29 protein-coding genes are annotated in these 26706 nt (G+C 36.6%); 11 read left to right on the top strand and 18 right to left on the bottom strand.

The annotated features are described in order from the left end of the window. Window positions 1-27 precede the first annotated feature (27 nt). The 6 genes from ACFSQS_RS05255 to ACFSQS_RS05230 form a co-directional block, all read right to left on the bottom strand. Window positions 28-252: a hypothetical protein gene (locus ACFSQS_RS05255; RefSeq protein WP_388015215.1), complete on the bottom strand. Its 225-nt coding sequence runs from the start codon at window positions 250-252 to the stop codon at window positions 28-30. Next, window positions 236-565, bottom strand: coding sequence for a hypothetical protein (locus ACFSQS_RS05250; RefSeq protein WP_388015212.1), 330 nt, complete (start codon window positions 563-565; stop codon window positions 236-238). Before ACFSQS_RS05250 ends, ACFSQS_RS05255 begins: the two co-directional genes overlap by 17 nt. A gap of 92 nt (window positions 566-657) precedes the next feature. Further along, entirely contained in the window at window positions 658-1128 is a 471-nt protein-coding gene (locus tag ACFSQS_RS05245; protein WP_388015209.1) for an Lrp/AsnC ligand binding domain-containing protein, read from the bottom strand. Between the two features lie 282 nt (window positions 1129-1410). Beyond that, complete coding sequence (locus tag ACFSQS_RS05240) at window positions 1411-2391, bottom strand: LuxE/PaaK family acyltransferase (protein WP_388015206.1); 981 nt, start codon at window positions 2389-2391, stop codon at window positions 1411-1413. 89 nt (window positions 2392-2480) lie between these two features. Continuing rightward, the gene (locus ACFSQS_RS05235) at window positions 2481-4205 is read right to left on the bottom strand and encodes a T9SS type A sorting domain-containing protein (protein WP_388015203.1); all 1725 of its coding nucleotides are present in this window, start codon (window positions 4203-4205) and stop codon (window positions 2481-2483) included. Between the two features lie 110 nt (window positions 4206-4315). After that, a complete protein-coding gene (locus ACFSQS_RS05230) occupies window positions 4316-4657 on the bottom strand; it encodes a T9SS type A sorting domain-containing protein (RefSeq protein ID WP_388015200.1) in 342 nt (113 codons plus the stop codon). Between the two features lie 207 nt (window positions 4658-4864). Here ACFSQS_RS05230 and ACFSQS_RS05225 point away from each other — a divergent pair, with 207 nt between their 5' ends. Together ACFSQS_RS05225 and ACFSQS_RS05220 are read left to right on the top strand one after the other, a co-directional pair. After that, complete coding sequence (locus ACFSQS_RS05225; RefSeq protein ID WP_388015197.1) at window positions 4865-5545, top strand: response regulator transcription factor; 681 nt, start codon at window positions 4865-4867, stop codon at window positions 5543-5545. 80 nt (window positions 5546-5625) lie between these two features. Next, on the top strand, window positions 5626-6663 hold the full coding sequence (locus ACFSQS_RS05220; protein WP_388015194.1) for a sensor histidine kinase: 1038 nt from the start codon (window positions 5626-5628) through the stop codon (window positions 6661-6663). Here ACFSQS_RS05220 and ACFSQS_RS05215 read toward each other — a convergent pair. After that, complete coding sequence (locus ACFSQS_RS05215) at window positions 6637-7692, bottom strand: glycosyltransferase (protein ID WP_388015191.1); 1056 nt, start codon at window positions 7690-7692, stop codon at window positions 6637-6639. The two genes, ACFSQS_RS05220 and ACFSQS_RS05215, sit on opposite strands and share 27 nt — an antisense overlap. Before the next feature lie 199 nt (window positions 7693-7891). On the opposite strand from ACFSQS_RS05215, the gene trmB reads away from it, so the two are divergent. The 3 genes from trmB to ACFSQS_RS05200 are packed head-to-tail and all read left to right on the top strand — an operon-like array spanning window position 7892 to window position 9535. Then, window positions 7892-8566, top strand: coding sequence for a tRNA (guanosine(46)-N7)-methyltransferase TrmB (trmB, locus tag ACFSQS_RS05210; protein ID WP_388015188.1), 675 nt, complete (start codon window positions 7892-7894; stop codon window positions 8564-8566). Between the two features lie 7 nt (window positions 8567-8573). Further along, window positions 8574-9203 carry a LysE family transporter gene (locus ACFSQS_RS05205; protein WP_388015182.1) on the top strand — a complete coding sequence of 210 codons (630 nt, stop codon included), beginning with the start codon at window positions 8574-8576 and terminating at the stop codon, window positions 9201-9203. Window positions 9204-9205: 2 nt separating this feature from the next. Further along, on the top strand, window positions 9206-9535 hold the full coding sequence (locus ACFSQS_RS05200) for an MGMT family protein (protein ID WP_388015178.1): 330 nt from the start codon (window positions 9206-9208) through the stop codon (window positions 9533-9535). A gap of 52 nt (window positions 9536-9587) precedes the next feature. Here the strand turns inward: ACFSQS_RS05200 and ACFSQS_RS05195 are convergent, their stop codons facing one another. Further along, entirely contained in the window at window positions 9588-10904 is a 1317-nt protein-coding gene (locus ACFSQS_RS05195) for a Fic family protein (RefSeq protein WP_388015175.1), read from the bottom strand. A 219-nt stretch (window positions 10905-11123) separates the two neighbouring features. On the opposite strand from ACFSQS_RS05195, the gene ACFSQS_RS05190 reads away from it, so the two are divergent. From ACFSQS_RS05190 to ACFSQS_RS05180, 3 genes are all read left to right on the top strand, one after another. Further along, on the top strand, window positions 11124-12263 hold the full coding sequence (locus ACFSQS_RS05190; RefSeq protein ID WP_388015172.1) for an Mrp/NBP35 family ATP-binding protein: 1140 nt from the start codon (window positions 11124-11126) through the stop codon (window positions 12261-12263). A 64-nt stretch (window positions 12264-12327) separates the two neighbouring features. Next, on the top strand, window positions 12328-12573 hold the full coding sequence (locus tag ACFSQS_RS05185; RefSeq protein ID WP_388015169.1) for a NifU family protein: 246 nt from the start codon (window positions 12328-12330) through the stop codon (window positions 12571-12573). A gap of 117 nt (window positions 12574-12690) precedes the next feature. Next, window positions 12691-13023 (top strand): ferredoxin, encoded by a 333-nt coding sequence (locus ACFSQS_RS05180; protein ID WP_388015166.1) that lies wholly within the window; start codon window positions 12691-12693, stop codon window positions 13021-13023. 28 nt (window positions 13024-13051) lie between these two features. Here ACFSQS_RS05180 and ACFSQS_RS05175 read toward each other — a convergent pair whose 3' ends face one another. From ACFSQS_RS05175 to ACFSQS_RS05165, 3 genes are all read right to left on the bottom strand, one after another. Next, entirely contained in the window at window positions 13052-13960 is a 909-nt protein-coding gene (locus ACFSQS_RS05175; RefSeq protein WP_388015163.1) for a serine/threonine protein phosphatase, read from the bottom strand. A gap of 116 nt (window positions 13961-14076) precedes the next feature. Next, a complete protein-coding gene (locus ACFSQS_RS05170) occupies window positions 14077-15255 on the bottom strand; it encodes an acyl-CoA dehydrogenase family protein (protein ID WP_388015160.1) in 1179 nt (392 codons plus the stop codon). 116 nt (window positions 15256-15371) lie between these two features. Next, on the bottom strand, window positions 15372-16103 hold the full coding sequence (locus tag ACFSQS_RS05165) for a tRNA1(Val) (adenine(37)-N6)-methyltransferase (protein ID WP_388015157.1): 732 nt from the start codon (window positions 16101-16103) through the stop codon (window positions 15372-15374). Window positions 16104-16227: 124 nt separating this feature from the next. Between ACFSQS_RS05165 and ACFSQS_RS05160 the strand changes: the two genes are divergently transcribed. After that, window positions 16228-16677: a DUF2383 domain-containing protein gene (locus ACFSQS_RS05160; protein ID WP_388015154.1), complete on the top strand. Its 450-nt coding sequence runs from the start codon at window positions 16228-16230 to the stop codon at window positions 16675-16677. Window positions 16678-16679: 2 nt separating this feature from the next. Here ACFSQS_RS05160 and rimM read toward each other — a convergent pair whose 3' ends face one another. The 3 genes from rimM to ACFSQS_RS05145 all read right to left on the bottom strand — a co-directional run bounded on the left by rimM (window position 16680) and on the right by ACFSQS_RS05145 (window position 19210). Then, window positions 16680-17204 (bottom strand): ribosome maturation factor RimM, encoded by a 525-nt coding sequence (gene rimM / locus ACFSQS_RS05155; protein WP_388017192.1) that lies wholly within the window; start codon window positions 17202-17204, stop codon window positions 16680-16682. Between the two features lie 176 nt (window positions 17205-17380). Next, window positions 17381-17932 carry a 30S ribosomal protein S16 gene (locus ACFSQS_RS05150; RefSeq protein ID WP_388015151.1) on the bottom strand — a complete coding sequence of 184 codons (552 nt, stop codon included), beginning with the start codon at window positions 17930-17932 and terminating at the stop codon, window positions 17381-17383. 216 nt (window positions 17933-18148) lie between these two features. Beyond that, window positions 18149-19210 carry a lactonase family protein gene (locus ACFSQS_RS05145; RefSeq protein WP_388015148.1) on the bottom strand — a complete coding sequence of 354 codons (1062 nt, stop codon included), beginning with the start codon at window positions 19208-19210 and terminating at the stop codon, window positions 18149-18151. Between the two features lie 199 nt (window positions 19211-19409). Here ACFSQS_RS05145 and dnaE point away from each other — a divergent pair, with 199 nt between their 5' ends. Both dnaE and ACFSQS_RS05135 read left to right on the top strand, forming a co-directional pair. Then, the gene (gene dnaE, locus ACFSQS_RS05140) at window positions 19410-23798 is read left to right on the top strand and encodes a DNA polymerase III subunit alpha (protein WP_388015145.1); all 4389 of its coding nucleotides are present in this window, start codon (window positions 19410-19412) and stop codon (window positions 23796-23798) included. Between the two features lie 183 nt (window positions 23799-23981). Next, window positions 23982-24212, top strand: a complete 231-nt coding sequence (locus ACFSQS_RS05135) for a GIY-YIG nuclease family protein (protein ID WP_388015143.1) — start codon at window positions 23982-23984, stop codon at window positions 24210-24212. Between the two features lie 257 nt (window positions 24213-24469). Here the strand turns inward: ACFSQS_RS05135 and ACFSQS_RS05130 are convergent, their stop codons facing one another. The 4 genes from ACFSQS_RS05130 to ACFSQS_RS05115 form a co-directional block, all read right to left on the bottom strand. Continuing rightward, window positions 24470-25075 carry a MarR family winged helix-turn-helix transcriptional regulator gene (locus ACFSQS_RS05130; RefSeq protein ID WP_388015140.1) on the bottom strand — a complete coding sequence of 202 codons (606 nt, stop codon included), beginning with the start codon at window positions 25073-25075 and terminating at the stop codon, window positions 24470-24472. Window positions 25076-25125: 50 nt separating this feature from the next. Continuing rightward, window positions 25126-25389 (bottom strand): DUF2024 family protein, encoded by a 264-nt coding sequence (locus tag ACFSQS_RS05125; protein ID WP_388015137.1) that lies wholly within the window; start codon window positions 25387-25389, stop codon window positions 25126-25128. 2 nt (window positions 25390-25391) lie between these two features. Then, window positions 25392-26111, bottom strand: a complete 720-nt coding sequence (locus ACFSQS_RS05120) for a hypothetical protein (protein WP_388015134.1) — start codon at window positions 26109-26111, stop codon at window positions 25392-25394. A 142-nt stretch (window positions 26112-26253) separates the two neighbouring features. Further along, complete coding sequence (locus ACFSQS_RS05115) at window positions 26254-26487, bottom strand: thioredoxin family protein (protein WP_388015131.1); 234 nt, start codon at window positions 26485-26487, stop codon at window positions 26254-26256. Between the last annotated feature and the right edge of the window lie 219 nt (window positions 26488-26706).

Below are 26706 nucleotides of genomic sequence, written 5' to 3'. Positions count from 1 at the left end.
ATATGGATGTTTTTTTAAAGAAGCATTTTAAAATCTGTAACCCAAAGTAATACCAGCTTTTGCAATAATATCGTAGTCGTACCTATCGTTATTAAAAAGATTTCTTGCAAAGCCTAAATTTAATTCGCCAATAAAACCACTTTTGGTAATCCATTTTCCGCCCAAACCTATACCCAAAGCAAAGTCGGCTACGTTTTTTGTTTCAATGCCACCGTTATTATTAAAAACAGTTTCGTTAACAGAGTTTAACATACCAAAACCTTCTACAAAAAAAACCAGCAGCGTATTTGTTGCCAAAATAAAAACGGTAATAAGGCGAAATATAATAATTTATATCGTCATTTAATTCGTCATCCAAAGTGAGGAATACATTTAAGCCAAAAGCAGATTCTTCATTAATTGTGCGTTCGTAGGTTACATCAAAAGCGCCAAGAACAAGGTAGAGTCCGTTAAGTTTAATTTCGTTAAAATTTTGCGGGGCAGTACTTGGCCCTGTTTCGCTTTGCGAAAAAGAAACAGAACAAAACAAAAATGCCACTAGCGAAGATAATAGTGTTTTTTTCATGGGTAAGATTTATAATTGCTCTACAATAATATCAAAAATTACACCAATAATAAAAAACACCTTACATGAATTTAAGTTTTTACCACAGGTTTTTATATAGTTATCTGCCTATCAATTTGCTGATCTAAAGAAATAAAGGTTTCGGTACGCGACACACCGGAGATCGATTGGATTTCTTTGTTAAGCAAGTGCATTAAATGTTCGTTGTCTTTACACAAAATTTTTATAAAAACACTCCAATTACCTGTAGTATAGTGGCATTCTATAACTTCGGGTATTTTTTTTAATTGCTTTACAGCTTCGGGGTTGCTTATGGCCCTATCTAGATAAATACCTATAAAAGCCATAGTGGTATAACCCAATACTTTGGGGTTGATAACGAATTTTGATCCAGAGATGAGGCCAGATTTTTCTAGTTTTCGTAAACGCTGGTGGATGGCAGCTCCAGAAATACCAACATTTCTTGCTATTTCCAGAATTGGGGTTCGGGCATCTTGCATTAAAGCGCGAAGTATTTTTTTATCGATACCGTCTATACGGATGTTTTGATTTATAACTTTCATTTTGTTTTTTATTTATTTATAAAACATAAAAATAAACAATAGATTTTAAATTGAAAGTTAGCTGAACTGCAATATTTATAAAGATGATACAATCAATTTGAGTAAAACCTATGTATTTCTGAAAATGGCAATACAACTTTGGAACAAAATAACAAAAGCCTGGGTTTACAACCCAGGCTTTCTTAAACCAACTAACTAAAAAATCAATCTTTCTTTTTCTTAGCTTTGTTTTAGTCGAAACTGATACCGGCTACTTACAGTACATTTGTAATTTTAACAAAGTTATAACACCATTAAGTTACAGCCTCGAATATCAGAATTATCAAAACGACCAATAACCTCGAAGTTAGTGTTATTATAGGTTTTTCCTAAATCTTGAGTAGCAATAAATGCGCAAGAATTAATATTTGCTAAATCAATTACATTTATGCCACCTGTTTTTCCTGATTCTTGAATGGTTAAAGCATCTTCTGTATCGCGCGTTAATACCCGCATCCAACCTGGGCTAGTAAAAATTCCGTTGCCTTTGGAGTAGGCCTGACTTAAAAGTTCGGTCATACCATATTCGCTATGTATGGTTTTAACGCCAAAACCAGCTTTAAGCCTGTTGTGCAAATCGGCTCTTATCAATTCTTTTCGTCTGCCTTTCATGCCGCCAGTTTCCATAACAATGGTGTTTTTAAGATTGAATTGATAGGTCTCAACCAAATCCAACAATGCAAAAGACACCCCAATTAACAATACTTTTTTTCCTTTGGAATCCAGCCTAACCAAAGTGTCTTTTAATTCAGAAATATTATTAAGATAAAAACCGCTTTCGGGATGTTTTGATTGCGAAATCATGCTGTTCACCATGTAAATTAGCGATGAGCCTTCACGCTCTAAATATGAAGGCAACAAAGCCAAAACCACGTAGTCTTCAACATTGCCATAAAACTGCTGAAACCCTTTAGTAAAACTTTGTTCATAAATTTTTAAGTTAGTTACATGGTGTTTGCTTGTTAAGCTTCCTGTTATTCCGGAGCTTGTAAAGGTGGTTTTAATATCATCATTAGCACTAACTATGTTGTGCGATTTAAAAAACTGAATGGGCAAAAACGGGATGTCTTGCATAGACACAACATCGCTTGGGTGCTTGTAAAGTAAATCGCAAAACGACCTGTAAACCCGATTGTTTTTAAATTGGTGGTTAAAGATTTGCAGTGCTAAATCTTCAAACTCCGTTTGTGTTTTAATATTAAAAATGGCGTTACTATCTATCATTTTAAATGGCGTCGAAAACAAAAACAAAAGTATGTAAAATAAAAAAGCGCTGCTAGGTGCAACGCTTTTTAAATCTAGATTTTTATAGTTTATTGGATTACTAATTTTTTGGTAATTAAAGCTTCGTCCTGCGACACTTTAATTATATAAACACCAGCATTTAAGTTAGAAACATCCAATGTTTTGTCAACTGCTTTTTCGTTAACGACTTGTTTTCCTAAAATATCATAAACCGATACTTCCATTCTAGAATTACTTCTGCTTGAAATATTTACATAGCCCTTGTTTGTTGGGTTGGGGTATATTTTAAACTCATTAGTTAACAATGTCTCACCTGAAGAAAGTGTAGCAGGAGTAACTGAACTCCAAGTAGTACCAATTCTTAACTCATCCATAACTATTCCAGGGGTTTCTGTTGCAGAATCTTGCCTGATCATAAATTGCGTAAACGTATTTCCTGATGATCCTGAAGGTTCACTAATTTCTGCACTTGGTTCAGATGCCCCTAAAGTTGGGTTTACCCAAGCATTAACGGTATCGTTATCAATATCATAATTAAAAACAATAAAAATGACATCATCGATGGCATAATCGGTAGTTGGCGAATTAACTTGAGTTAATGTGCCTCCATTGCTAATGCCAATTCTATAAGTTGTTGCACTTGTTGGAGATATCCAAAGCCTAGATTCGTAGCTTCCGCCATCTGTTCTCAACACGGCAAAATATCCATCTACTGCAGCGGCATCAAAAGAGGTTACTTTTAACATAAACGATGCGTAAATAGTTCCCGAGCTTGTTGGCGTGTAATCAATAACGGGGTCTGCGCCACTACCGTTAAATGAGATGGCGTTACCGTTTCCGTTTAGTGTTGAATACGATAGGTTATCGGCCACGACCAGCACATCGTCTCCAGAAAAATAATTAGTCCAAGCGTCTTGAGCCGCTAAAGCTTCGGTTGCAGTATAGTCAAAGGATTCTGTTAAAGGGAGCGTTTGCGTTTCCACTACGGTAAAAGTTACCGAAGCTGTTACAGGTGTTGATAATGGGGCATGACTGTTGTCAACTAATTCAATGTTAACAGTATGGGATCCTGTAGATAAACCTGTTAGGTTAATTGGTGTGGTGTCGTATTTCATTACTGTGCTTCCTCCGTCAACAGTATAATGTATATGGCCGTCTCCGGTACCATTAGCTACATCGAAATTCTGTACACTTAACTCTATGTCAACATCTGGTCCAGGGACATTTTCCCCATCAGAAGGAGAAGTGATTCCCAATGCAGGAGAAGAAACTGCTTCTTGGAAAAAAGAAAAATCATCCCAATATACAACAGCAGTGCCGTAAGTTCTAACTTCAAAATAAAAAGAATCTGCAGTTGCGGGAGCGGTTAATGTAACAGAATATTGTGTCCATACATTTCCATTATTGTCAAAATAAGCATTGTTTGGTCCTCTTAGCTCGCTGGCATTATCACTTATATTGGAAGCTCCATTTTTCCAATAGCTCCATATTCTAGCATCGGTTCCATCTCCAAACCCAGCATCAACTTTATACCATAAGGAAATAGTGTAAGACGTGCCAGGTGTTATGCCAGTTATGGTTTGGCCTAAATCACTGGTTCCTCCTGTGTGTTTAGCAGAAAAAGTACCACCGTGTATTTCGGTAGATTCTTGAGCTGTACTTTCAATTTTAGTCCAATCAGTTGGAGTTGATGCATCAGTCCAAGCTTCAAAATCTCCATTTAATAGTAATTCTTGCCCAAAGCAAAACCCCGAAATTAAAAGTGCAAAAAGTAAAGTGTAAAGTTTTCTCATGATAAAAAATATTAATTAGTTTAATAGTCTTTAAAAATAAAAATACTTTTGCATATAAACTAAAAAACCAACCACTTTAGTTAATTTTTTTCTGCGAAACAACGTATAATTTATTTAATCACTAATTTTCGTGTTTCGCTTACGCTGTTTTCAGTAATTTTTAAAATGTAAACCCCGGTACTTAATTTAGATATATTAAGTTCTTTGCCAATTAACACAACCGATAAAGCTCGCTTTCCCAAAGCATTGAATACCTCTATTTTCTTGGTTAAACTGTTTTTGGATGTAATATAAATGTATTGTTTTCCGTTATTAACCGGGTTGGGGTAAATAGAAAGCCCTTCTATACGTTGTTGGTTAGGCGCAACAGTAACATATGCTTGCGCCAAACCCTGTTGGGCTGCAAAAAACATAAAGGCAAAAAGCAATGTAAAAAAGTAGTTTTTATTCATACTAAACTTTCAATCTCATAAATTTAAGCAAATTACACCAAATTCTGTACCAAAAAAATGTTAAAGATTTAGGCCATTTATCGAAAGGTTAAATAACTGTAAACACAAAATAATCTTATTTTATTTGGGCTTGCATTGCCATTAAAGTTATTAATAATTTTATCTTTACTCCTATTTATAGATAGAACCTGATTGTTATAACCGAGCATGAACAAACAAAACATTAAAATACTTTTAGTTGATGACGAGCCCGATATATTAGAGATCGTAGGCTACAATTTATCAAATGAAGGCTACCAGATCATTACTGCCCATAACGGCTTGCAAGCCGTTAAAAAAGCCAAAAAAGAACTGCCGCATTTAATTATTATGGATGTTATGATGCCAGAAATGGACGGCATTGAAGCCTGCGAAACCATTAGGAAAAACCCAGATCTAAAAAACACCATTATAACATTTTTAACGGCAAGAGGCGAAGACTACTCGCAAGTTGCGGGTTTTGATGCCGGTGCCGACGATTTTATTACTAAACCCATAAAACCAAAAGTTTTAACTAGCAAAGTAAAAGCGCTTTTGCGCAGATTTAAAGAAGACCAAAAAAGCAATAAGGTTAAAATCGGGCATTTGGTAATAGACCGAGATGCCTATAAAATTATTTTAAAAGGAAAAGAAATTGTTTTACCGCGCAAAGAATTCGAACTGCTATCGTTGTTAACCTCTAAACCCGGAAAAGTTTTTAAGCGCGAGGAAATACTAGACAAAGTCTGGGGAAACGAAGTTGTAGTTGGAGGCAGGACCATAGATGTTCACATTCGAAAACTCCGCGAAAAGATTGGCAACAATTGCTTTAAAACCGTTAAAGGCGTTGGCTATAAGTTTGAAGAATAACCAAAAAACAACATGCCGAGAAAACATCGGGGTTACTCCATAAAACCATTATCATCTTGCAAAACATAATATTTTAACGCATGAAATTAAAAAGAACATACCGTTTTGCATATAAAACAGCGTTCTATATTGCACTTTTTACAACGCTCTTACTAAATGCTTTTTTGTATGTGTTTTACTCCATTAATTGGCTGCTAATTTTAGCTTTTGCAAGTACTTGCTACCTGTTTTCGTTTTTCGTAATCCAAGCAAGGGTTGAAAAATTCATTTACAAACGCGTTAAAAAAATATACGACGACTTAACGCTTTTAGAATCGGCAAGCCTAACCCGAGGCTCCATTACAACAGACATGGGCACGCTTACCAAAGAAATAGATAAGTTTGCACGCGATAAAAAACTGGAAATTGAAACCCTTAAAGTACGAGAAAAATATCGGAAAGAATTTTTGGGCAACATATCGCACGAATTAAAAACCCCATTATTTACAATTCAAGGCTACATATTAACGCTTTTAGATGGTGCCATAGACGATAAGAACCTAAGAAAAAAATACCTGGAAAGGGCCAATAAAGGCGTAGAAAGACTAAGCTATATAGTTAAAGACCTGGACATGATAACCAAACTGGAAATTGGCGATCTAAGCCTAAACCTTGAAGTGTTCGATATTGTAGAATTAGTAAACAATGTGTTTGAAATGTTCGAAATGCGCGCACATAAAAAAAACATCACGTTAACTTTCGATACAGATTATACAAAACCCATTTTAGTGCACGCCGATAAAGAACGCATACAGCAAGTGTTGGCAAACCTTTTTGTAAACTCCATTAAATACGGAAAAGAAAAAGGAACAACAGAGGTTAGTATAGAAAATTTAATTAAAAACAAAGTTATTGTTCGGGTTACCGATAATGGCGAAGGCATCCAAAAAAAACACGTATCGCGTTTATTCGAGCGTTTTTTTAGAGTCGATAAAACAGGAAACCGAAAAGTGGGCGGTTCCGGTTTGGGCTTATCTATTGTAAAGCATATTATTGAAGCGCACGACGAAAAACTATACGTAGAAAGCGAATATGGCGTGGGCAGCGAATTTTCATTCACCCTCGAAAAGGCTAAATAAACCCTTAAAATCAACTTCTAAACCAAAAGTTTTTAAACCTTCAAAACCATCAATATCTTCAAGTTTATCCAAATTAAATTCACCTTGATTACAACTTGGTACTAAATTCAAATCGGTTAATCGTCTCGCTAAATATTGCTGTTCAAATTGCCCCGGCGTTGGTATAAAAAACGCCTTTTTATTAAGTTTGGCCAAATCCATAATAGTGGTATAACCCGATCTTGCAATAATTAAATCACTTTCGTTTATGGTTTTTTCAAGCAATTCAGATGTCATAAAATTATAAACAGTCATATTTTCTATAACCTTAGCAGTCTGCTCTTTTTCAACAACGCCTTTTACAAAAACAATCTTTCCGTGGTAATTTTTCAACTCACACAAAAGCCTTTCTTCAAGCAAAGTACGTTGCGGCTCGGGACCCGAGAGCAGCACCAAAACAGCATTTACAACTTTTAGGTTTTGCTTTTCAAATCTACTTAATGGCCCTATGTGCTTTAATGGCATTTTTAAGGCGCCAGCATGCCCCAACTTGCCGCTTAAATTATTTTTTCCTGCCGTATCCGGAATCCAGCACTCATCAAAATTTTTAATGCATTTCTGGTGCATTTTAGTACTTAACCAAGTCGTGTTGCCACTTAAAACATGCAATTGATGCGTTACGTAAACAGATGGTATTTTGGCACTGTAAACCCCAAAACGGTTATCAGAAACTATGCCGTCAATCATATTTTGGCCAACCATCTCGCATACCATTTTTTGTTCGGCCTTAATAGCTTTAAAAAACTTGGCCGCATGGCTTAACAGCTTCAACTTAAAATACCTGCTTTGCTTCGCGTAATTTACATTGTACGAAGGCAACTCAAAAAAAACCAACTCAGGAAACTCCTTTTGCAAAAGCAAAAGCGCATTGCCATCGCTAGCAATAACGGGCTGGAAACCATAATCTTTCAAGGCCTTTATTATGGGTATGCATCGGGCGGCATGCCCAAGCCCCCAATTTAAAGGCGCAACTAAAATTCGTTTTTTCATTTTTATTTGGGCGTTACCGCAAGGGTCGGGCTTTCACTACTCGCTTCCTCTCCCGAAGCGTCGGGATCGGCGAGCTCAAACATGCCGTTCAATCCCTAACGCGCTTTTTTGCTAAAGTCAAAGATAAGCATATAAAGCTAGCGTATATTTGCGTAATTTTGTCCAATAAACAATAGTAATGAGCAATATTTAATTAACCGTGGGAAGCAAAAACAAACTTAAACGATTTAAAGAAAACGAAACCTTTGCCAATGTGTTTCAACCAAAAAGAAACGAGCTGGTCAATTCAAACTTCAATTTAAAAGGCAATTGGAGAACCACGTTTTTTAAAAACAACAATCCGTTGGTTTTAGAATTAGGCTGCGGAAAAGGAGAGTACAGCATAGCTTTGGCCAAAAAATACCCCAATAAAAACTTTATAGGCATCGACATAAAAGGCGCGCGCTTTTGGCGAGGTGCAAAAACGGCTATTGAAGAAAAAATACCAAACGTTGCTTTTTTGCGCACCCAAATAGAACTTATAGATTATGCCTTTGCCAAAAACGAAGTGGACGAAATATGGATAACCTTCCCCGACCCTCAAATAAAATACAAACGCACCAAACACCGCATGACGAATGCCAAGTTTTTAAAACGCTACAAGCAAATTTTAAAACCAGAAGGCATTGTAAACCTAAAAACCGATAGCGAGTTTATGCACGGTTACACCCTTGGGCTCTTACATGGCCAAGGGCACGAGGTGCTATATGCCAACCACAATGTGTACAAACAAGAAGGCAGTCCCGAAGAGGTAACCAGTATCCAAACCTTTTACGAATCGCAATATTTAGAGCAAAACAAACCAATTACGTATATTAGGTTTAAAATTAAATAGAGTCTAAGTGGATATTACTTTTATCTTTTTTTTAGGATTAATTATAGCTTTAGTTGGTGTAATTCCGCCAGGGTTGCTAAACATGACTGCCGCTAAAATAAGCTTAAAAGAAGGGCATTCCAGAGGCATCGTGTTTTCCATTGGGGTTTGTGTTGTTGTTATGGCCCAAACATACATCGCCGCTATTTTTGCAAGATATTTAAGCAACCACCCCGAAGTTATCGATGTGTTGCAACGCGTCGCTTTTGTTATTTTTGTCTTAATCACTGTGTATTTTCTGTTTATTGCTAAAAAGCAACCAAAAAAACAAGCATCGCCCAAAATACGAAGCAAGCACAGTCGCTTTTTTCATGGCATATTTTTATCGGCAATTAATGTGTTTCCTATACCCTACCAAGCTTATATGACCATTACTTTGGCATCGGTTGGTTGGTTGAATTTCGACCAAATAAGCATCATTTCGTACGTTGCTGGCGCCACCACAGGCACCTTTGTAATGTTGTATATGTATATTTTCTTTTTCGATAAAATAAAAGAAAAATCGTTTACCTCCCAAAAAAGCATGAACCTTATTATTGGTGGCATTACGGGTATTATTTCTATTGTAACGCTAATAAATATTATTAAAGAATTGTAGCCATGAAACCCGAAACCCTAAGTTTTTTCGATAGAGTTTACAAGGTTGCTAGGTTAATTCCTTACGGAAAAGCAACCAGTTACGGTGCCATTGCAAACTATTTGGGCGCGGCAAAAAGTGCGCGAATGGTTGGGTATGCCATGAATAGTTCGCACGGTAAAGATGTACCTGCGCACCGTGTTGTAAACCGTAAAGGCTTGCTAACGGGCAAGCATCATTTTGATGGCACAAATTTAATGCAACAACTTTTAGAAAGCGAAGGTATTGAGGTAATTGAAAACCAAATTCAAAATTTTGAATCTGTGTTTTGGGACCCTTCAAAAGAGCTTTAACTTTATTCCAAACTTTCTTGTGCTTAACTTGTTTCAATATTTCGGAATCTCATCATAAAAATGCTGTATCAAATTTATCACCTTTCCAATAATTAAAGGTCTTTTTGTTAATCGCTATTTTCTTTAAAAACTCACGTTCAACCAATTCTTCAATATCGGTTCTGGCAGTTTGATTGGTAATGTTAAAGGTATTTTCAATTTCTTTTACAGTAAAAAAACGATTGTTGTCATCTTCAATTTTTTGAAGAATAATGGCTTGTCGCTCGTTCATACCATCAAGTTTTAAATATTTTGAAAGCTTAGATTGTTCTTTCTTTTTCTTGGCGACGTAAGTTTTTAGCTCTTCAAAAGCGCGCATGAGTACTTTGACTTGATAATGAATGAAATAAGTAACATCCATATCATCAATTTCAGTATATAAATAGGCTTTTTCGTATTGTACTTTGGTTTTCATAATCACTCGTGAGATTGATAAATATTCCGTTAACCAATATCCATTTTTTAATAAATACCAGTAAAAGATGGCACGAGCAGTTCTTCCATTTCCATCAACAAACGGATGAATGTAGCCCATTAAAAAATGTAGAATACTAGCTTTTACAATAGGATGGATAAAATCTTCTTTTGGGTTGTTATTGAAAAACTCACAAAACGATTGCATTAAAGCATCGAGTTCTTCAAATTTTGGTGGTGTGTGTACAATCTCTCCAGTTATTTCATGCATAACATGTACTTCGTTGGTGTTTCTAAAAGCACCCACGTTTTCATCCTCTAAAGTGTTTTGGCTAACTAAGCGATGTAGTTCATATAATCTTTCAACAGAAACATCATCGTCTTGATGCTCGCTTATATATTGAATGGTTTTGTAATTATTCAATATCATTTGCTCGCTTTTGTTTTTAGGCTTTTTATTTTTACGTAGCATGTCTTTAGCTTTAATACGCGTAGTCGTTGCGCCTTCAATCATTGAAGAGAAAATAGATTCTTCCATTAAGGCATTGTTGAGATAGCTTTGTTTGTATAAATCTGAAAGTAGTTTTTCTTTTTGTAAACCTGCACCGAAATTCGTGTCTAAATAGTGTAGTTTCTGATTTAAAAACTGGTTTATGTTGTACTTGAGTTCAATTGAGTTTTTTTTATTAAATCTTATTAGGTTATCATTTAATAATCTTTTTGATTTAACTAATTCCCATAATTGTTTTGGTGTATTATTTGAACTTAAATACTTTATTTTATCCCAATACAAATATTCTTCTTCAATTTTGTTTAAAACATCAATTTTTAAACCTTTAGTAAGTCTATTTAAAACTGTAGCAAACCATAGGCCAGATTCAGCTTCTATTTTTATTTCAGGTGCTTTCTCAATCATAATCAACTAATATTTCCTAATTTATGTAAAATTCACAAATATCATCAAATATACAAAATATATAATTATTTCCTAATTCTTCAAAAATTTACAAATAATGATAAATTTCCATGCCATAAAATTCAACAATAGCATTATAAAAAACTTCCAGCTTCGGCTTACAAAATTTCAGCTTTATTATTTATATTTGTACTTTAGAATAAATCTAAATTATTTACAGTGAAATTAAATAAACAAGATATATTAAAAGCACTCGAATCCATTACCGTTCCTGGAGAAGGCATGAATATGGTAGAGAGCAAAGCCGTAAAAAACGTTATCACCTTTGGTGATGAGGTTATTGTAGATATTACCATTGCAAACCCGAGTTTGCAAGCCAAAAAACGGGTTGAGGTCGATATTTTAAAAACCATACACGAGCAAGTTTACGAAAAAGCAAAAATTACCGTAAACGTAAAAGTAGATGCGCCCGCAAAACCAAAAGCCAATGTAATTAAAGGGCAACCTATTCCGGGAATTAAAAACATAATTGCCGTAGCTTCTGGAAAAGGAGGCGTTGGTAAATCTACGGTAACGGCAAATTTAGCGGTAACCTTATCAAAAATGGGCTTCAAAGTCGGGGTTTTGGATGCAGATATTTACGGACCATCCATACCCATTATGTTCGATGTTGAGGCCGAACGCCCTTTGGCAGTAAACATTAATGGAAAATCTAAAATGAAACCGGTAGAGAATTACGGCGTAAAAGTACTCTCCATTGGCTTTTTTACTAAACCCGATCAAGCGGTTGTTTGGCGTGGCCCCATGGCGGCAAAAGCCTTAAACCAAATGATTTTCGATGCCCATTGGGGCAAACTCGATTTTATGTTAATAGATTTACCTCCCGGAACCGGCGATATACATTTAAGCATCATGCAAGCCTTACCTATTACCGGCGCAGTTGTGGTTAGCACACCACAAAATGTAGCCTTGGCCGATGCCAAAAAAGGCGTAGCCATGTTTCAGCAAGACAGTATAAATGTACCTGTTTTGGGAATTATTGAAAATATGGCTTACTTTACACCTGCCGAATTACCAGATAATAAATATTTCATCTTCGGAAAAGAGGGCGCAAAAAATCTATCAGAAGATTTAAAAGTACCCTTTTTAGGCGATTTACCATTGGTGCAAAGTATTCGTGAGGCAGGCGATGTTGGTCGTCCGGCAGCGTTACAAACTGCAACACCGTTAGAGCAGGCTTTTGAAAAACTAACCCAAAATGTAGTGGAAGAATTGGTTAGGAGAAATGACGACTTACCACCAACCGAAGCTATTAAAATTACAACCATGGCCGGATGTGCAGCTGTAAAAAAACAATAAGCCATTTTTGGCCTTATCCTTAACGTAGCTATTGGGTAAGCTAAAAATGATGAAAACATAGATTATGACATCAGAAGAACTTAAATTAAACGTAGAAAAAGCACTCGACGAAATCCGCCCGTTTTTGCAAAGCGATGGTGGCGATATTTCCCTACTCTCCATTGAGGAAGACGACACCTTGGTAAAGGTCCAATTGCAAGGCGCATGTGTGGGCTGCAGCGTTAACCAAATGACACTTAAATCTGGTGTTGAAATGACGATTAAAAAGCACGCCCCCCAAATTAAGCAGGTTGTCAATATTGAAGCTTAATTCTTCTCTCTATAATTCCTTTTAAAATATCAGGGAAACTTACTCTCAAATAATTCAAAACGCTTATTTTTGCCAAACCTTTTTTATAGCTTTATTTGGCTTAAGTTAAATTGATAAATGGAACAAGACGTAAATATAAAAATCACAGACAGAGACGGAGTAACGCACGAGATTGTTGCCCCAACAGATATGGCCATGAACCTTATGGAAGTAGTACGTTCTTACGAGCTTGCACCAGAAGGAACTATTGGTGTTTGCGGCGGAATGGCCATGTGCGCCTCATGCCAATGTTATGTTGTTTCTAAACATGAGCTTCCGGTAATGACGGACGATGAAGAGGCCATGCTTTCTGAAGCTTTTGATGTTAAGGAAAACAGTCGCTTGGGCTGCCAAATACAAATAACTCCAGATATGGAGGGGCTGGAAGTGGAACTGGCTCCCGAGAGTTAATCTTTTATTTTATACTTTTTAAATTGCCTTAAAGTATGGTTTCTGTTTTGTAATCCTGCAATCTTTTAGGGCCTTCTAGCAATACCCTTACAATTTGCAGCGTGCCGTCTTCTTTAGTGGCAATTTGCCATTTTATTAATGATATTTTACCATGTTCAATTTCAATGCCCGTAATGCTTCGCGGATGCACGCAACTGCCATCGTTAAAAAAGGCAATATCTCCAGGCTTGGGAAATCGTGGACGATGGGTATGCCCTGCAATAGTTAATAGATTATTGTTTTCTGCTATCCATTTTTTTGTTCTGCGCTCTACTTTAATAAGTTCGGTATAGTTTTTTGCGGGACTTGTGGGGTCGGCAATTCCCATAACATTTAAGGGCTTCCACAGCACCCGGACCATAAATCGACTCCATTTCCAAAATAAATAATTCCACCAATCGGCTTGATGACCGTGGGTTAAAAATAATTCTTGACCCGTTTTGCAATGTTTTAAAACAATGCCTTCGTGGTACGTTATATCTCCAAAAAGCTCTACATCTTCTCCAATTTTTGGGTCAAAATAAGTTGACAAATGCTTTTTTACGTATGCCGGATTTCTGTATACCATATCGTGGTTTCCCCAAATCATGTGTAATCTGTTGGCTTTATGAAACAGCCTCATAAGCATATACACATTTTTATGGGCATTTAATATGGCGTTAAATGATAGGTTTTCCCATAATTCGTCGCCATCACCCAGTTCGCAATACTGAAAACCCTCGGCGTAATAATGCTTTAAGGCATGGAAATAGATATTTCGGTTATTGGCAAAATCATCAGCAAAACTATTGTCGCCACGGTGGCAATCACTAAAAATGATAAACTTGCTAGCATCATCAAAATCAATGATTTTAGCGGTTGCATAAGCCTTATCCAATCTTTTTTTTGAGGAGAACATAAAGGTAAATTTAAACAAATTTCAATAAAAAATGCTTCCCAATTAATAAGAAGCATCTATTACTCTTATTTAAATAAATTATTTACAAGGGTGAGTTGCCAAATGTGGCTTAGCCTCTATTTAAAAGCGTTAAGCCCTGTAATATCTAGTCCGGTAATTAATAAATGAATATCGTGCGTGCCTTCATAAGTAATCACACTTTCTAAATTCATGGAATGTCGCATAATGGAATATTCGCCAGTAATGCCCATGCCGCCTAACATTTGTCTGGCTTCGCGGGCAATATTAATAGCCATATCCACATTGTTGCGTTTCGCCATCGATATTTGTGCCGATGTGGCTTTCCCTTCATTTCGCAGCACTCCAAGTCTCCATGTTAAAAGTTGGGCTTTGGTAATTTCGGTAATCATTTCAGCTAATTTTTTTTGTTGCAGCTGAAATTGCCCAATGGGTTTCCCAAACTGGATGCGTTCTTTACTATACCGCAAAGCCGTATCATAGCAGTCCATGGCAGCGCCAATAGCGCCCCAGGCAATACCGTAACGAGCCGAATCCAAACAACCAAGCGGCGCTCCTAAACCAGATTTGTTGGGTAATAAATTTTCTTTTGGCACTTTAACATTATCAAAAATAAGTTCGCCGGTTGCGCTCGCACGAAGCGACCATTTGTTATGGGTTTCAGGGGTTGAAAAACCTTCCATACCACGCTCAACAATCAATCCGTAAATGCGGCCTTCTTCATTTTTTGCCCAAACCACGGCAATTTCTGCAAAAGGAGCATTGCTTATCCACATTTTGGCACCGTTTAAAAGGTAGTGATCGCCCATATCCTTAAAATTAGTGGTCATTCCACCAGGGTTGCTACCGTGATCCGGTTCGGTTAAACCAAAACAGCCAATCCATTCGCCACTAGCCAGTTTTGGTAAGTATTTTTTACGCTGCGCTTGGTTACCGTATTTCCAAATAGGATACATTACCAAAGACGATTGTACCGATGCCGTACTGCGCACTCCAGAATCGCCGCGCTCAATTTCCTGCATAATCAATCCATAAGAAATTTGGTCTAATCCAGCGCCACCATATTCCTCGGGAATGTAGGGGCCAAAAGCACCAATCTCTGCCAATCCGCTTACTATTTGTTTTGGGAACTCAGCTTTTTGGGCGTATTCTTCAATTATTGGCGACACATCGCGTTTTACCCATGCTCTGGCAGCGTCGCGCACCAACTTGTGCTCTTCGGTTAAAAGTTCGTCTAAATTGTAATAGTCTGGAGCTTCAAATAAATCTGGTTTCATTATAGATTCGTTTTAAGTTTAAAACACATCATTATTATAATAACAATAAATGCACTGCTTTATATAAGAATTTTAAATATCAAGTATTCAAATTTAACCAATCTACACGTAATGGGTTACATTTTTAAGTAGAAATCTTGGGTTAACCTTATGTAATCTTGGGTGTATTGATGCCTTTGGGTTTCAATAATCAATACTTCGGTTTTTATACAATCTGGAGGGTTATCGCTTTCGCGGAAAGAAAATTCGATTAAACTACGCTTGATTTCTGAAGTTGGATTGCCTTTTACATGCAAAATGTTATTTGGAAACAGGTTTGCTTTTGAGGCTAAATCGATAAATTTCAACTCTTCTTTAAAAGGAATGATTACAGAGAAAGTGCCCTGTTCTGAAAGTAATTTCGAAACAGATTCGATAAGATGCGCAAAAGGCATCGCATCGGTAAATCGAGCTAAATCACGGGGTTTGTTTTCTGTTTTATAATCTTCAGAATAAAATGGCGGATTCGATATAATTAAATCGTATTTATCTTCAATTTCTTCTGTAAAAGCTTCCAGCGAGGCGTGATAACAAAACAATCGGTCTCCCCACGGAGATGCTTCAAAATTTTCAACACATTGTTCGTAAGCGTTATCGTCAATTTCAATGGCATCAATCAATTCAGCGTTGCTGCGTTGTGCCAGCATAAGTGAGATAACACCGGTGCCGGCGCCAATATCTAAAATTGAAAACGGATTTTTTTTTAATGAAGCCCAAGCCCCAAGCAAAACGCTGTCCGTACCAATTTTCATGGCACATTGGTCCTGGTTAACGGTAAATTTTTTAAAAACAAACGGTGTACTGGACATGTGTTTTTTTTTATTAAAGAAATAGTTAAAATGTGCTAAAGTATGTTAAAATTGATAATTTTTAACTCTAAAACGGGTTATATAATCGTATATAATCTTTAAAAGATTAAAAATCTAGATAATTATGAAGGATCCAAATAAGATTTTAGCTAAGTTAAACGGTTTGTTGATTTACACACACGAGGTCGAGAAAATATATATTGAAGCTTACAATAGCGTAAACGATAAAACTTTGAAAATCTTTTTTAAAGAAAGGGCTTTTGAAAGAAGTAAATTTGGTGAAGCACTGAGATTTGAAATAAAAAACCTTAACGAAACGCCAAAATTATTGGGTAGTTTAAGCAAGGGTTTTTATAAAACCAGGATGCGTTTTAGAAATTTAATTTTGTTGCAAAATGAAGACGATTTATTAGAACAGGTTTTTAATTTAAAAAAGGAAACTATTAATAAATACAATGAGTTGTTAATGCAAATGAACCTGCCACTACATTTATGTAAAACCATATTGAAACAAAGAGATAGTGTGCAAGCTACTATGCGCACTTTAAAACGAGAACATGCTTTTGTTGCTTAGTTTTAAAGGTATAAATCTATTAACCCTTCGGGGGTTTCAACAATAATGGTTTTGTTGCCCCTGTCAACTTTTTCAATAAACTCATCATTCATTGGTATTAAAATTTCAACACCATCACGGTCTATTTCAAAAAGCGCTTGCGCTGTGGAATCGTTAATGTTTTTTATTGTTCCAACTTTCCCGAAGTTTTTGTCTTTAACGGTAAACCCAATAACTTCGTGAAAATAAAACTTGTCGCCTTCTAGTTTCGGCAATAGGTCGAGCGGTAAATACAAATGGCTTTTCATAATGGCATCTGCATCGGCTTCGGTATCTACGTCTTCAAATTTAATACGCAACAATTCAGATTTGTGGAGTTGCGAGCTTTCAACAAAAAAAGGCACAAGGTTGTTTCGCAGTTCTAAAAAAACAGCGTCGAGATTTTCGTAAATATCGGGCTCGTCGGTATCTAGCTTTGCCAAAACCTCGCCTTTAAAGCTGTACTTTTTTACAATTTTCCCTAAATAAAAACAATCTTCTTTTTGCATTGAAAGTTGATATTTTTTTTCATTCCCGCGATGGCGGAAATCTATTTCAAGTTTATCCAAAGTTAATAAGATTCCCATATTCATGGGAATTATTTAAACAAACTTTTTAAGAGTTTGATTAAATAAAAAACTCCGATAAAGTCTATCGGAGTTTAAAAGTATAAAAATAAATGTTTTTATTCTTCTTTTTTAGGAGCTTCAGTTTCAGCAGCAGGAGCCGCTTCTTCTTTTGCTTCTTCAACAACAGGCGCAGCATCTTCAGCTACTTCTTCATCAACAACAGGAGCAGCCGCAGCTATTCTTGCTTCGTTAACCGCTTTTTCGGCAGCTAGTGCTTCTGCTTTAGCTTTCGCATCGGCTTCTGATAAACCATCGGCTTTTGCTTGAATTTTGTTTGCTTTCTCCTCTAACCAAGCCGTGAATTTAGCTTCAGCTTGCTCTTCGGTTAAAGCGCCTTTTCTAACACCGCCTACTAAGTGGTTTTTTAGTAAAGCCCCTTTGTACGATAAAAGGTTTTTTGCCGTATCGGTTGGTTGTGCACCATTTTGCAACCATTTAACAGCACTATCAACGTTTAACTCAACAGTTGCTGGGTTTGTGTTTGGATTGTAAGCACCTAATTTTTCTAGATATTTACCATCTCTTTTTGATCGTGAATCTGCTGCTACGATCCAGTAGTAAGGCTTCCCTTTTTTACCGTGTCTTTGTAATCTAATTTTTACTGGCATAATAATTAATTATTTGAGGTTCTCGACCTCGGTTATTAATTGAAAAAAAATTCTTGAAGTTTTGCTTCAAGATTTCCGTTTAAATTGTCATTCCCGAGAAATCGGGAATCTAAATAAAGAATTTTGATCTCATTTCTAATGAGAAATGTTTCACATTTAAAAATTCTTTATTGAGGGCGCAAAGATACTATATTTTTTTAATTATCAGTATTTTATTTAGAATAATAAACATACTGGAGAAGACAATTCTACAGCATGTAAAAAGCTGAGTGTTCCGCTAATTTTATCAATCTTAAAAACAGAAATATTGTTGCTTTTTTGATTGGCTACCAACAAGAATTTACCCGTTGGATCGATAGTGAAATTACGAGGCCAATTGCCATGAACACTCATGTTTTGTATTTTATTTAGTTTACCGAAAACGGTGTCTCGCCTAAAAACAACAATAGAGTTTTCGCCACGGTTAGAGCCATATAAAAATTGCTCGTCTTTGGATAAATGGATATCGGCACAGTAGCTTATTCCTTTAAAATCATCGTCTAAAGTTAAAAGCGTTTCAATAAATTCAAACCCCTTTTCTGTTTTTTTAGCTGACGTAATCGTGCTGGAAAGTTCGTTTATCATGTAAATAAAATTACCATCTTTAGTCAGCGAAAAATGTCTTGGGCCAGAATTACTCTCTAAATTTACAATTGATGGCGAAATCAACTCATATTTATTATTAGCCAAGCGATAATTAAAAACAGCATTACGCCCTAAATCGGAAGCATATAAATCATCATTAAAAAATTGAGCTGAATGTGCGTGCGAAACAATACTATCGGTTTTATGATCTAAAACTTGAAATGCCTCATTCAATGCGCCATCATTTTTAATATTATGCAACGAGAAATTTCCACCCGTATAATTTGAAACAACAGCTTTATCGCCTTGTGCGTTAATTGCAACATGGCAAGGGTGCGCCCCTTGTGTACTCACTTTATTTATGAATGTTAGGGTTTTATTGTCTTCCACTTTAAAAGCCGAAACAGAACCATTTTCATTTTCATTAACGGCATACAAATAATTTTTATCGGGCGAATAGGTTATAAATGAAGGGTTTTTAGAAGTAGTTGCCAATTTTTTTTCGGTTAATGCTCCAGTTTCAGAATTAAATTGAAATTGATAAATGCCTTCGCTGTCGCCATTGGTATAAGTACCAACAAATAAAAGTGTGTTCGGGATTGAACAATTAAAAAGGATAAGCGTAAATATTAGTAGTAGTAATTTCAATTTCATAAAACAAATTTCAATCCTCTAAAGTAATTCAATTTTACTGAAAAGAAAAGATAGAATTTTGTTCACAACTCTTAAAAACTTCACTTTAAACAAGTTTAATTTCTACGTATTTTTATAGGCTCGTTTTTGTTCCAAACAAAACGCATATTTACTAATAAATAAAAATAAATCCCTCCCCTTTGGGGAGGTTAGGAAGGGAATGTACTTAATTTTCGATACCGAAACCACAGGATTGCCAAAACGTTGGGACGCGCCCATTACAGATACCGATAATTGGCCAAGGTGTATTCAAATTGCATGGCAGTTGCACGATGCTATGGGTAACTGTATTGAAAGTCAAGATTATTTGGTGCAACCAGATGGGTTTAACATCCCTTATGATGCCGAAAAAATCCATGGTATTTCTACCGAATTGGCACAAGAACAAGGTGTGCCTTTAGCCGAGGTTTTAGAAAAATTTAATGAAGCTTTGGGTAAAACCAAATTTGTGGTTGGGCAAAACGTTAAGTTCGATTTGAATATTATGGGTGCCGAATTTGTACGTGGCGATGTGGCAAACCCATTGCAAGAATTACCGGTTTTAGATACTTGTACCGAGCACACCGCGCAATTGTGCCAAATCCCCGGCGGGCGTTATGGTAAATTTAAATTACCAACCTTAACCGAACTTCACGAATTTTTATTTAATAAACCTTTTGCCGAAGCCCACAACGCTACTGCCGATGTTGAGGCGACCACACGTTGTTTTTTCGAATTGATTCGATTGGGAGAATATACCAAAGAACAATTGGATGTTCAGCCCGATTATTTTCAAAAATTCTCGGAAGCCAATCCGCAAACCATTCAACTTATTGGTTTAAAGCACATTAATCTTAAAAAGGAAAGTGCTAAGATTAATGCGCGTTTGCAAAAAGCACAAACCGCTGATATTTCTTCTGCGGAAATCAAACAAAACGTATCCGAATTAAAGGAAATCGATTTTGTGCATTTGCACAATCATTCCCAATTTTCGGTATTGCAATCCACCATGAGCGTGTCCGATATTGTTGCCGCCGCCGCCGAATACAACATGCCCGCTGTGGCGTTAACGGACCACGCCAATATGATGGGCGCTTTTCACTTTGTGAATGCAGTAAATAGACATAATAGTGGTGTTAAGGCTAAAATTAAAGCCGCCAAAGAAACAGGCGAAACGGTTACCGCCAAAGAAATAAAACCCATTATAGGTTGCGAGTTTTTTGTTTGCGAAAACCATTTGGATAAAACCAGAAAAGATAATGGCTACCAAATCGTACTATTGGCCAAAAACAAAAACGGCTATCATAATTTGGCTAAATTATCGTCGCACGCTTTTGTTAATGGTTTTTATTATTTACCTCGAATCGATAAAAAACTCATTCAAGAATATAAAGAAGATTTAATTGTATTAACGGGGAATTTATACGGCGAAGTCCCAAGTAAAGTTTTAAATATTGGCGAAAATCAAGCCGAAGAAGCTTTGCTGTGGTGGAAAAATGAGTTTGGAGATGATTTGTATGTCGAGCTAATGCGCCACAACCAAGAAGATGAAAATCGCGTTAACCCCGTTTTAATTCAATTGGCAAAAAAGCACGATGTTAAGTTGGTGGCCTCCAACAACACCTATTACAGAAAGCAAGAAGATGCCAATGCGCATGATATTTTACTCTGTGTAAAAGATGGCGAAAAGCAAGCCACTCCCATTGGTCGCGGTCGTGGATATCGTTACGGATTGCCAAATCAAGAGTACTATTTTAAGTCTTCTGAAGCCATGAAAAATGCTTTTAAAGATGTGCCCGAGGCGATTACAAATATCCAAGAGGTGGTCGATAAAGTGGAGGCTTATCAATTGGCGCGCGATGTGTTGTTGCCAGCCTTCGATATTCCCGAGCAGTTTAAGCACGAAGACGATTTAAACGATGGCGGCAAACGTGGTGAAAACGCGTATTTACGTCATTTAACTTACCAAGGCGCGAAAAAACGCTATGGTGAAGATTTAACGGAAGAAATTAAAGAACGACTCGATTTTGAGTTGAGCGTTATTGAAAACACAGGGTATCCCGGATATTTTTTAATTGTAGAGGATTTTATTCGGGAAGCCCGAAATATGGACGTGTCCGTTGGTCCGGGCCGTGGTTCGGCAGCGGGTTCGGTGGTGGCATACTGCCTTTGGATTACCAATATCGACCCGCTTAAATACGATTTGCTTTTTGAGCGTTTTTTAAATCCAGACCGTATTAGTATGCCCGATATTGATATTGATTTTGATGATGAAGGCCGAAGCCGCGTGATGGATTACGTGATTGAAAAGTACGGAAGCAACCAAGTAGCGCAAATTATTACTTACGGTACCATGGCTGCTAAATCGTCTATTCGAGATACGGCGCGTGTGCTCGATTTGCCTTTGTTTGATGCCGATAGAATCGCGAAACTTATCCCGACCATGTCTAAACTCGGAAAGATTTTTGGGTTGGACGAAAAGGAATTGGCTAAAAAATTCAGGGCTGAAGATCTGGAAAAAGTCAACCAGCTTTTAAATATTTCTGAAGGTGAGGATTTGGAAGCCGAAACCGTAAATCTTGCCCGAACGCTTGAAGGTTCGGTGCGAAATACCGGAATTCATGCCTGTGGGGTTATCATCACTCCCGACGATATTACCAAATTCGTGCCTGTGGCAACAGCAAAAGATTCCGATTTATATGTTACCCAATTTGATAACTCGGTGGTTGAAGATGCCGGTTTATTAAAAATGGATTTCTTGGGATTAAAAACGCTCACTTTAATTAAAGACACCGTTAAAATTGTAAAGGCAAAACACAATATTCAACTCGATCCGGACTCTTTTCCTTTAGATGATGAAAAAACCTATGCCCTGTTTCAACGCGGGGAAACCGTTGGGGTATTCCAATACGAATCTCCCGGTATGCAAAAACATCTTAAAGATTTAAAGCCAACGGTTTTTGAAGATTTAATTGCTATGAATGCCCTGTATCGTCCCGGGCCCATGGAATATATTCCGAGTTTCGTTCGCAGAAAACATGGTGACGAAGCCATTGAGTACGACTTGCCGGCGATGGAAGAATACCTCAAGGAAACGTACGGAATCACCGTATATCAAGAGCAAGTGATGCTACTGTCTCAAAAACTGGCAAATTTCTCTAAAGGTGAAGCCGATGTATTGCGTAAAGCCATGGGGAAAAAGCAAATTGCGGTTCTCGATAAAATGAAGCCTAAATTTATCGAGCAGGCCAGCGCAAACGGACACGATGCCAAAATTTTGGAAAAAGTTTGGAAAGACTGGGAAGCCTTTGCGAGTTACGCATTTAACAAATCGCACTCCACTTGTTATGCGTGGATTGCTTATCAAACGGCTTACTTAAAAGCCCATTATCCTGCCGAATATATGGCTGCTGTGTTATCCAATAACATGAACGATATTAAGCAGGTAACCTTCTTTATGGAAGAGTGTAAACGTATGAAACTAAACGTGCTCGGACCCGATGTAAACGAAAGTTATTATAAGTTTTCGGTAAATCAAGATAATGCGGTGCGTTTTGGCATGGGCGCCATTAAAGGAGTTGGCCACGGTGCGGTGATGACCATTGTTGAAAACAGAAAAAAAGACGGCCATTATAAATCAATTTTCGATTTCGCAAAGCGGATAGATTTACGAGCAGCCAACAAAAAAGCATTTGAAAATCTAGCATTAGCAGGTGGTTTTGATAGTTTGGCCAACACCCATAGAGCCCAATATTTCCATGATGATGGCGATGGCATTACGTTTCTTGAGAAAGCTATAAAGTATGCGCAAAAACACAAAGAAAACGAAAACTCTGCACAGGTAAGCTTGTTTGGCGAGGCGAGTGAAGTACAAATCGCCGAACCCGAAGTGCCACCATGCGAAGAATGGGGCACGATGGAAAAACTGAGTAAAGAGCGCGAAGTTGTTGGTGTTTATATTTCTGGGCATCCCTTGGACGATTTTAAAACCGAAATGAAAACCTTTTGCAACGCTACCGTTGGCATGTTTAATAATTTAGAACCTTACATAAACAGAGAATTGGTGTTCGGGGGCGTAGTAACCGATGTGCAGCACCGTGTGAGCAAACAGGGTAAAGGATGGGCGCTATTTACCATTGAAGATTATACCGATAGTTTTGAGTTCAGGATTTTTGGGGAAGAGTATTTAAAATACAGACATTTTTTACTCAAAAACAGTTTTGTGTTTGTAAAAACTTTTGTGCGCGAAGGTTGGGCAAATAAAGACACCGGAAAGAAAAGCGACCCACGGTTGCAGTTTAATAGTTTCCAGTTATTGCACGATGTGATGGAAAATTATGCAAAGAAGCTGTCTATTCAAGTGGATATTAAAGACCTGAGCGAACAAAAAATTATGGCTTTAAAAGAATTGATAAACATGCATCCGGGGAATCAAGCCCTAAATTTTTTGGTGTACGATACCAAAGAAAAAATTAAATTGACCATGCCCAGTAGAAAGCAAAAAGTAAAAGTGTGCCAAGAACTTTTGGGTGAATTGGAGGCGCAAGATGTTAGGTTTAAATTGAATTGATATCGTTGGAACTGTCATTCTGAGGAGCGCCAAGGCGCGACGTGAGAATCTGTTTGTTGAGAGTTCTAGATTCAATTCAAAAGATTGTTACGTCGCTCACTCCTCACAATGACGATTCAATTATTGTTTTCTTCATTCGCGGTGCAACGCAAGGGTTTGTATATTGTATTTCTATAATATCCTATGAACAAATCATACATTTACATTATCACAAACAAAAACAATACAGTTTTATATACTGGAGTTACAAGTGATTTAGTGAAACGTATGTATCAACATAAATCAAAAACCTACAAAGGATTTGCTGCAAAGTATAATTGTGAAAAGTTGGTGTATTTTGAAGCTTACAATTCTATTGATGAAGCTATCGGGAGGGAAAACAAATCAAGAAATATAAAAGAGCTAAAAAACTAGCTTTAATAAACAGAGAGAATCCTGAGTGGAAAGATTTGTCTTATCGCTGGTTGTTTTATTTTGATTGAGTTAAGCGATAGGCAGATTGTTACGTTCTTCGTCCTCAAAATGACACTACGATTAATATTAACGTCATTCTGAGCTTTTTCACTAGAAAAAAAGCGTTAGAATCTGTTTAAATGTAGTGCCTGTTGATTTTAAGAGTTCAATCAAAAAAAAATGTTACGGTCGTGCCTCCCTCACAATGACGGTTTATATTAAGCTTTCATCTCAAACTCCTCGCAATCAATCCGAATTTCAGAATTCAACAATTCTTTTTCCAATAAATTGCAATAATGTTGATTGTTGTTTTTTTGATAGAACTTGCAAGCATAACAAGTGCGTTGCACCGTTAAAACACCTATTCGATTTAATTTGTAAATGAGTTTGCTGAGCGTGTTGAAGGTGGATTCTAAATCGGTATCACTAATACCGTTTAATTGATTTTTTAAAGGTTGCGCAAAATTCTCGGTTTCTAAAATTATGGTTTTACCAGAATCTGTTAATTGTACCGCGTAGCTTCTACTATCGGAAGTGGAGAACACTTTTTCAATCAACCCTTTATTTACCAAAACCTTTACAGCATCACTAATTGTGGGTTTTGTAACGTTGAATTCTTTGGCCAAATGGCTCACATTACAAAACTCAATTTTGTGATAATTTATAAAAATGAGTATTTGAATTTGAATAGGGCTTAAACCCAAAAGCTTTGCCTTTTCCCAAAGCAATACTTTAAAGGCTTCAGAAACACGCTCTAAACCAGCAACAATCTTATTGGAAAGATTGGCTTCTTGGTGTGTTGGATTAAAAATATTATCGTTCATAAAAAAATGTCCCGCTAATTAGCGGGACAAAGTTAGTCATCCTAATTAAATTAGTTGCAATTTTCCATTTCAATAATCGAAAATCCTTTATTTTTAATATCATTTATAACGGTTTCCGTAGCCTGTTCGATATGACAAAAATTACAGATTTTAGACGAGATGCTTTCAGTTTTAAAAGCTTTACTTTTTAAATAACTTGTACCGTAATTTAAAATGGTTTGCTCATCTTGTAAGCTGTTTGGCACAAGAATATCAAAATGCATTAGCCTACCGTCGTCTCTTTTTACATAGGTGTCCCAAACTGAAACTTTCATGGTTATTTTTTTACTTTATAAGGTAATGATAAATCGCCACTTGCTACACTAAACACCTCATAAACGCCAAGCATGGGGGTGTTTTCTTTACTGGTGTTTACTTTCATAAAAGCAGTAACGGCATCAAAGGAAAAATCGGTTTTGTTATTAATTCTATAATCTGGAACAATCACTTTAATGGTGTTTGCTTTTGTAATAACAGGATAACCTGGAGAATCCATATACATGGGCATGCCCGGGTTTGTGGGCGGTAAAACTACAGATTCATCATCTTTTTTAAATTGCTTAACCGAAAGACCACCTTTTACACGTTTGTCTTCAACCAAAACCACCCAATGCGGATGCCAAATAACGCCATCATTATCGTATTTTGAATCTGAATTTTCATCCCAAAGCGGGGTGTCATCAAAATCTGGATGGGAGGTAAGGGCAAGCGCAACAATACCTTCGGTTTGGTTAAAACCTACATCTGTTGGCCTTAAACTTGTTGGGAATACATAGCCTAAAACGGGAGCGCCATCTAATTGACCTGCTTTTTTAGGTGTTGTTTCGCCAGCATTACCTTTTACTGCAATTTCCCAAACGGTAATGTTTAAATCTGAATCGTGGGTAACTTGCGTAGAGGTAATTGCGAAATTGTTGTTTTGATAAGGACTACTTTGTCCTTTACAGCTTACTGTAAATAGAAAAAGTGCTGCAATAAATAATACTATTGATTTCATGTGTTTATTTTTATTGTTTTTTTAACTGTTACATGCGACATCCATTTAATCATTTCCTTGGTTATCAAGTTTTAGTTACGGATGTTTTATACATTTGATAGGTTTAAAAATTAGGATTCCTAACTAATTGAATTAAAAAAAATTAACCTTTTACCGCTTCCATTGAAGCACCAAAGTTAATATGGAGCACATTGCCGTTTGGCGTTACCAAAGCTGGGACCGATTTTACACCAGCCTTTTCTGCTTCAGGAATTCTAGAACTGTCTTCGCCAAAATGTACGATGTCTATATTTTCTGCACCTATTAGATTAATAATGTCGTGTTCTGCACTTACGCAAATTGGACATCCTGCGTGATAAAAAATGGATTTACTCATAATGTTGTTGTTTTAAATTAATATTAGTCCACAAATATAGTTAGGATTACTAACTAAATAAAATATTTTTTAATATTTTATTAAAAAATTTATTGCATGTCCGTAAACTGCCCTAAAGTCAAATATATTTCGTATATTTAATTGATATTAAAAGAGTTATCTATGAATATATTTAGTTTTGGAGTTCATTTTACAGATGAAGCGAGCTGTCGATTGCAT

Origin of the sequence: Gelatiniphilus marinus, from assembly GCF_042684345.1 — a bacterium.
Classification (GTDB): Bacteria; Bacteroidota; Bacteroidia; order Flavobacteriales; family Flavobacteriaceae; genus Gelatiniphilus; species Gelatiniphilus marinus.
The sequence above is the reverse complement of the archived record's forward strand: the minus strand, read 5'-3'. Positions and strand labels throughout refer to the sequence as shown.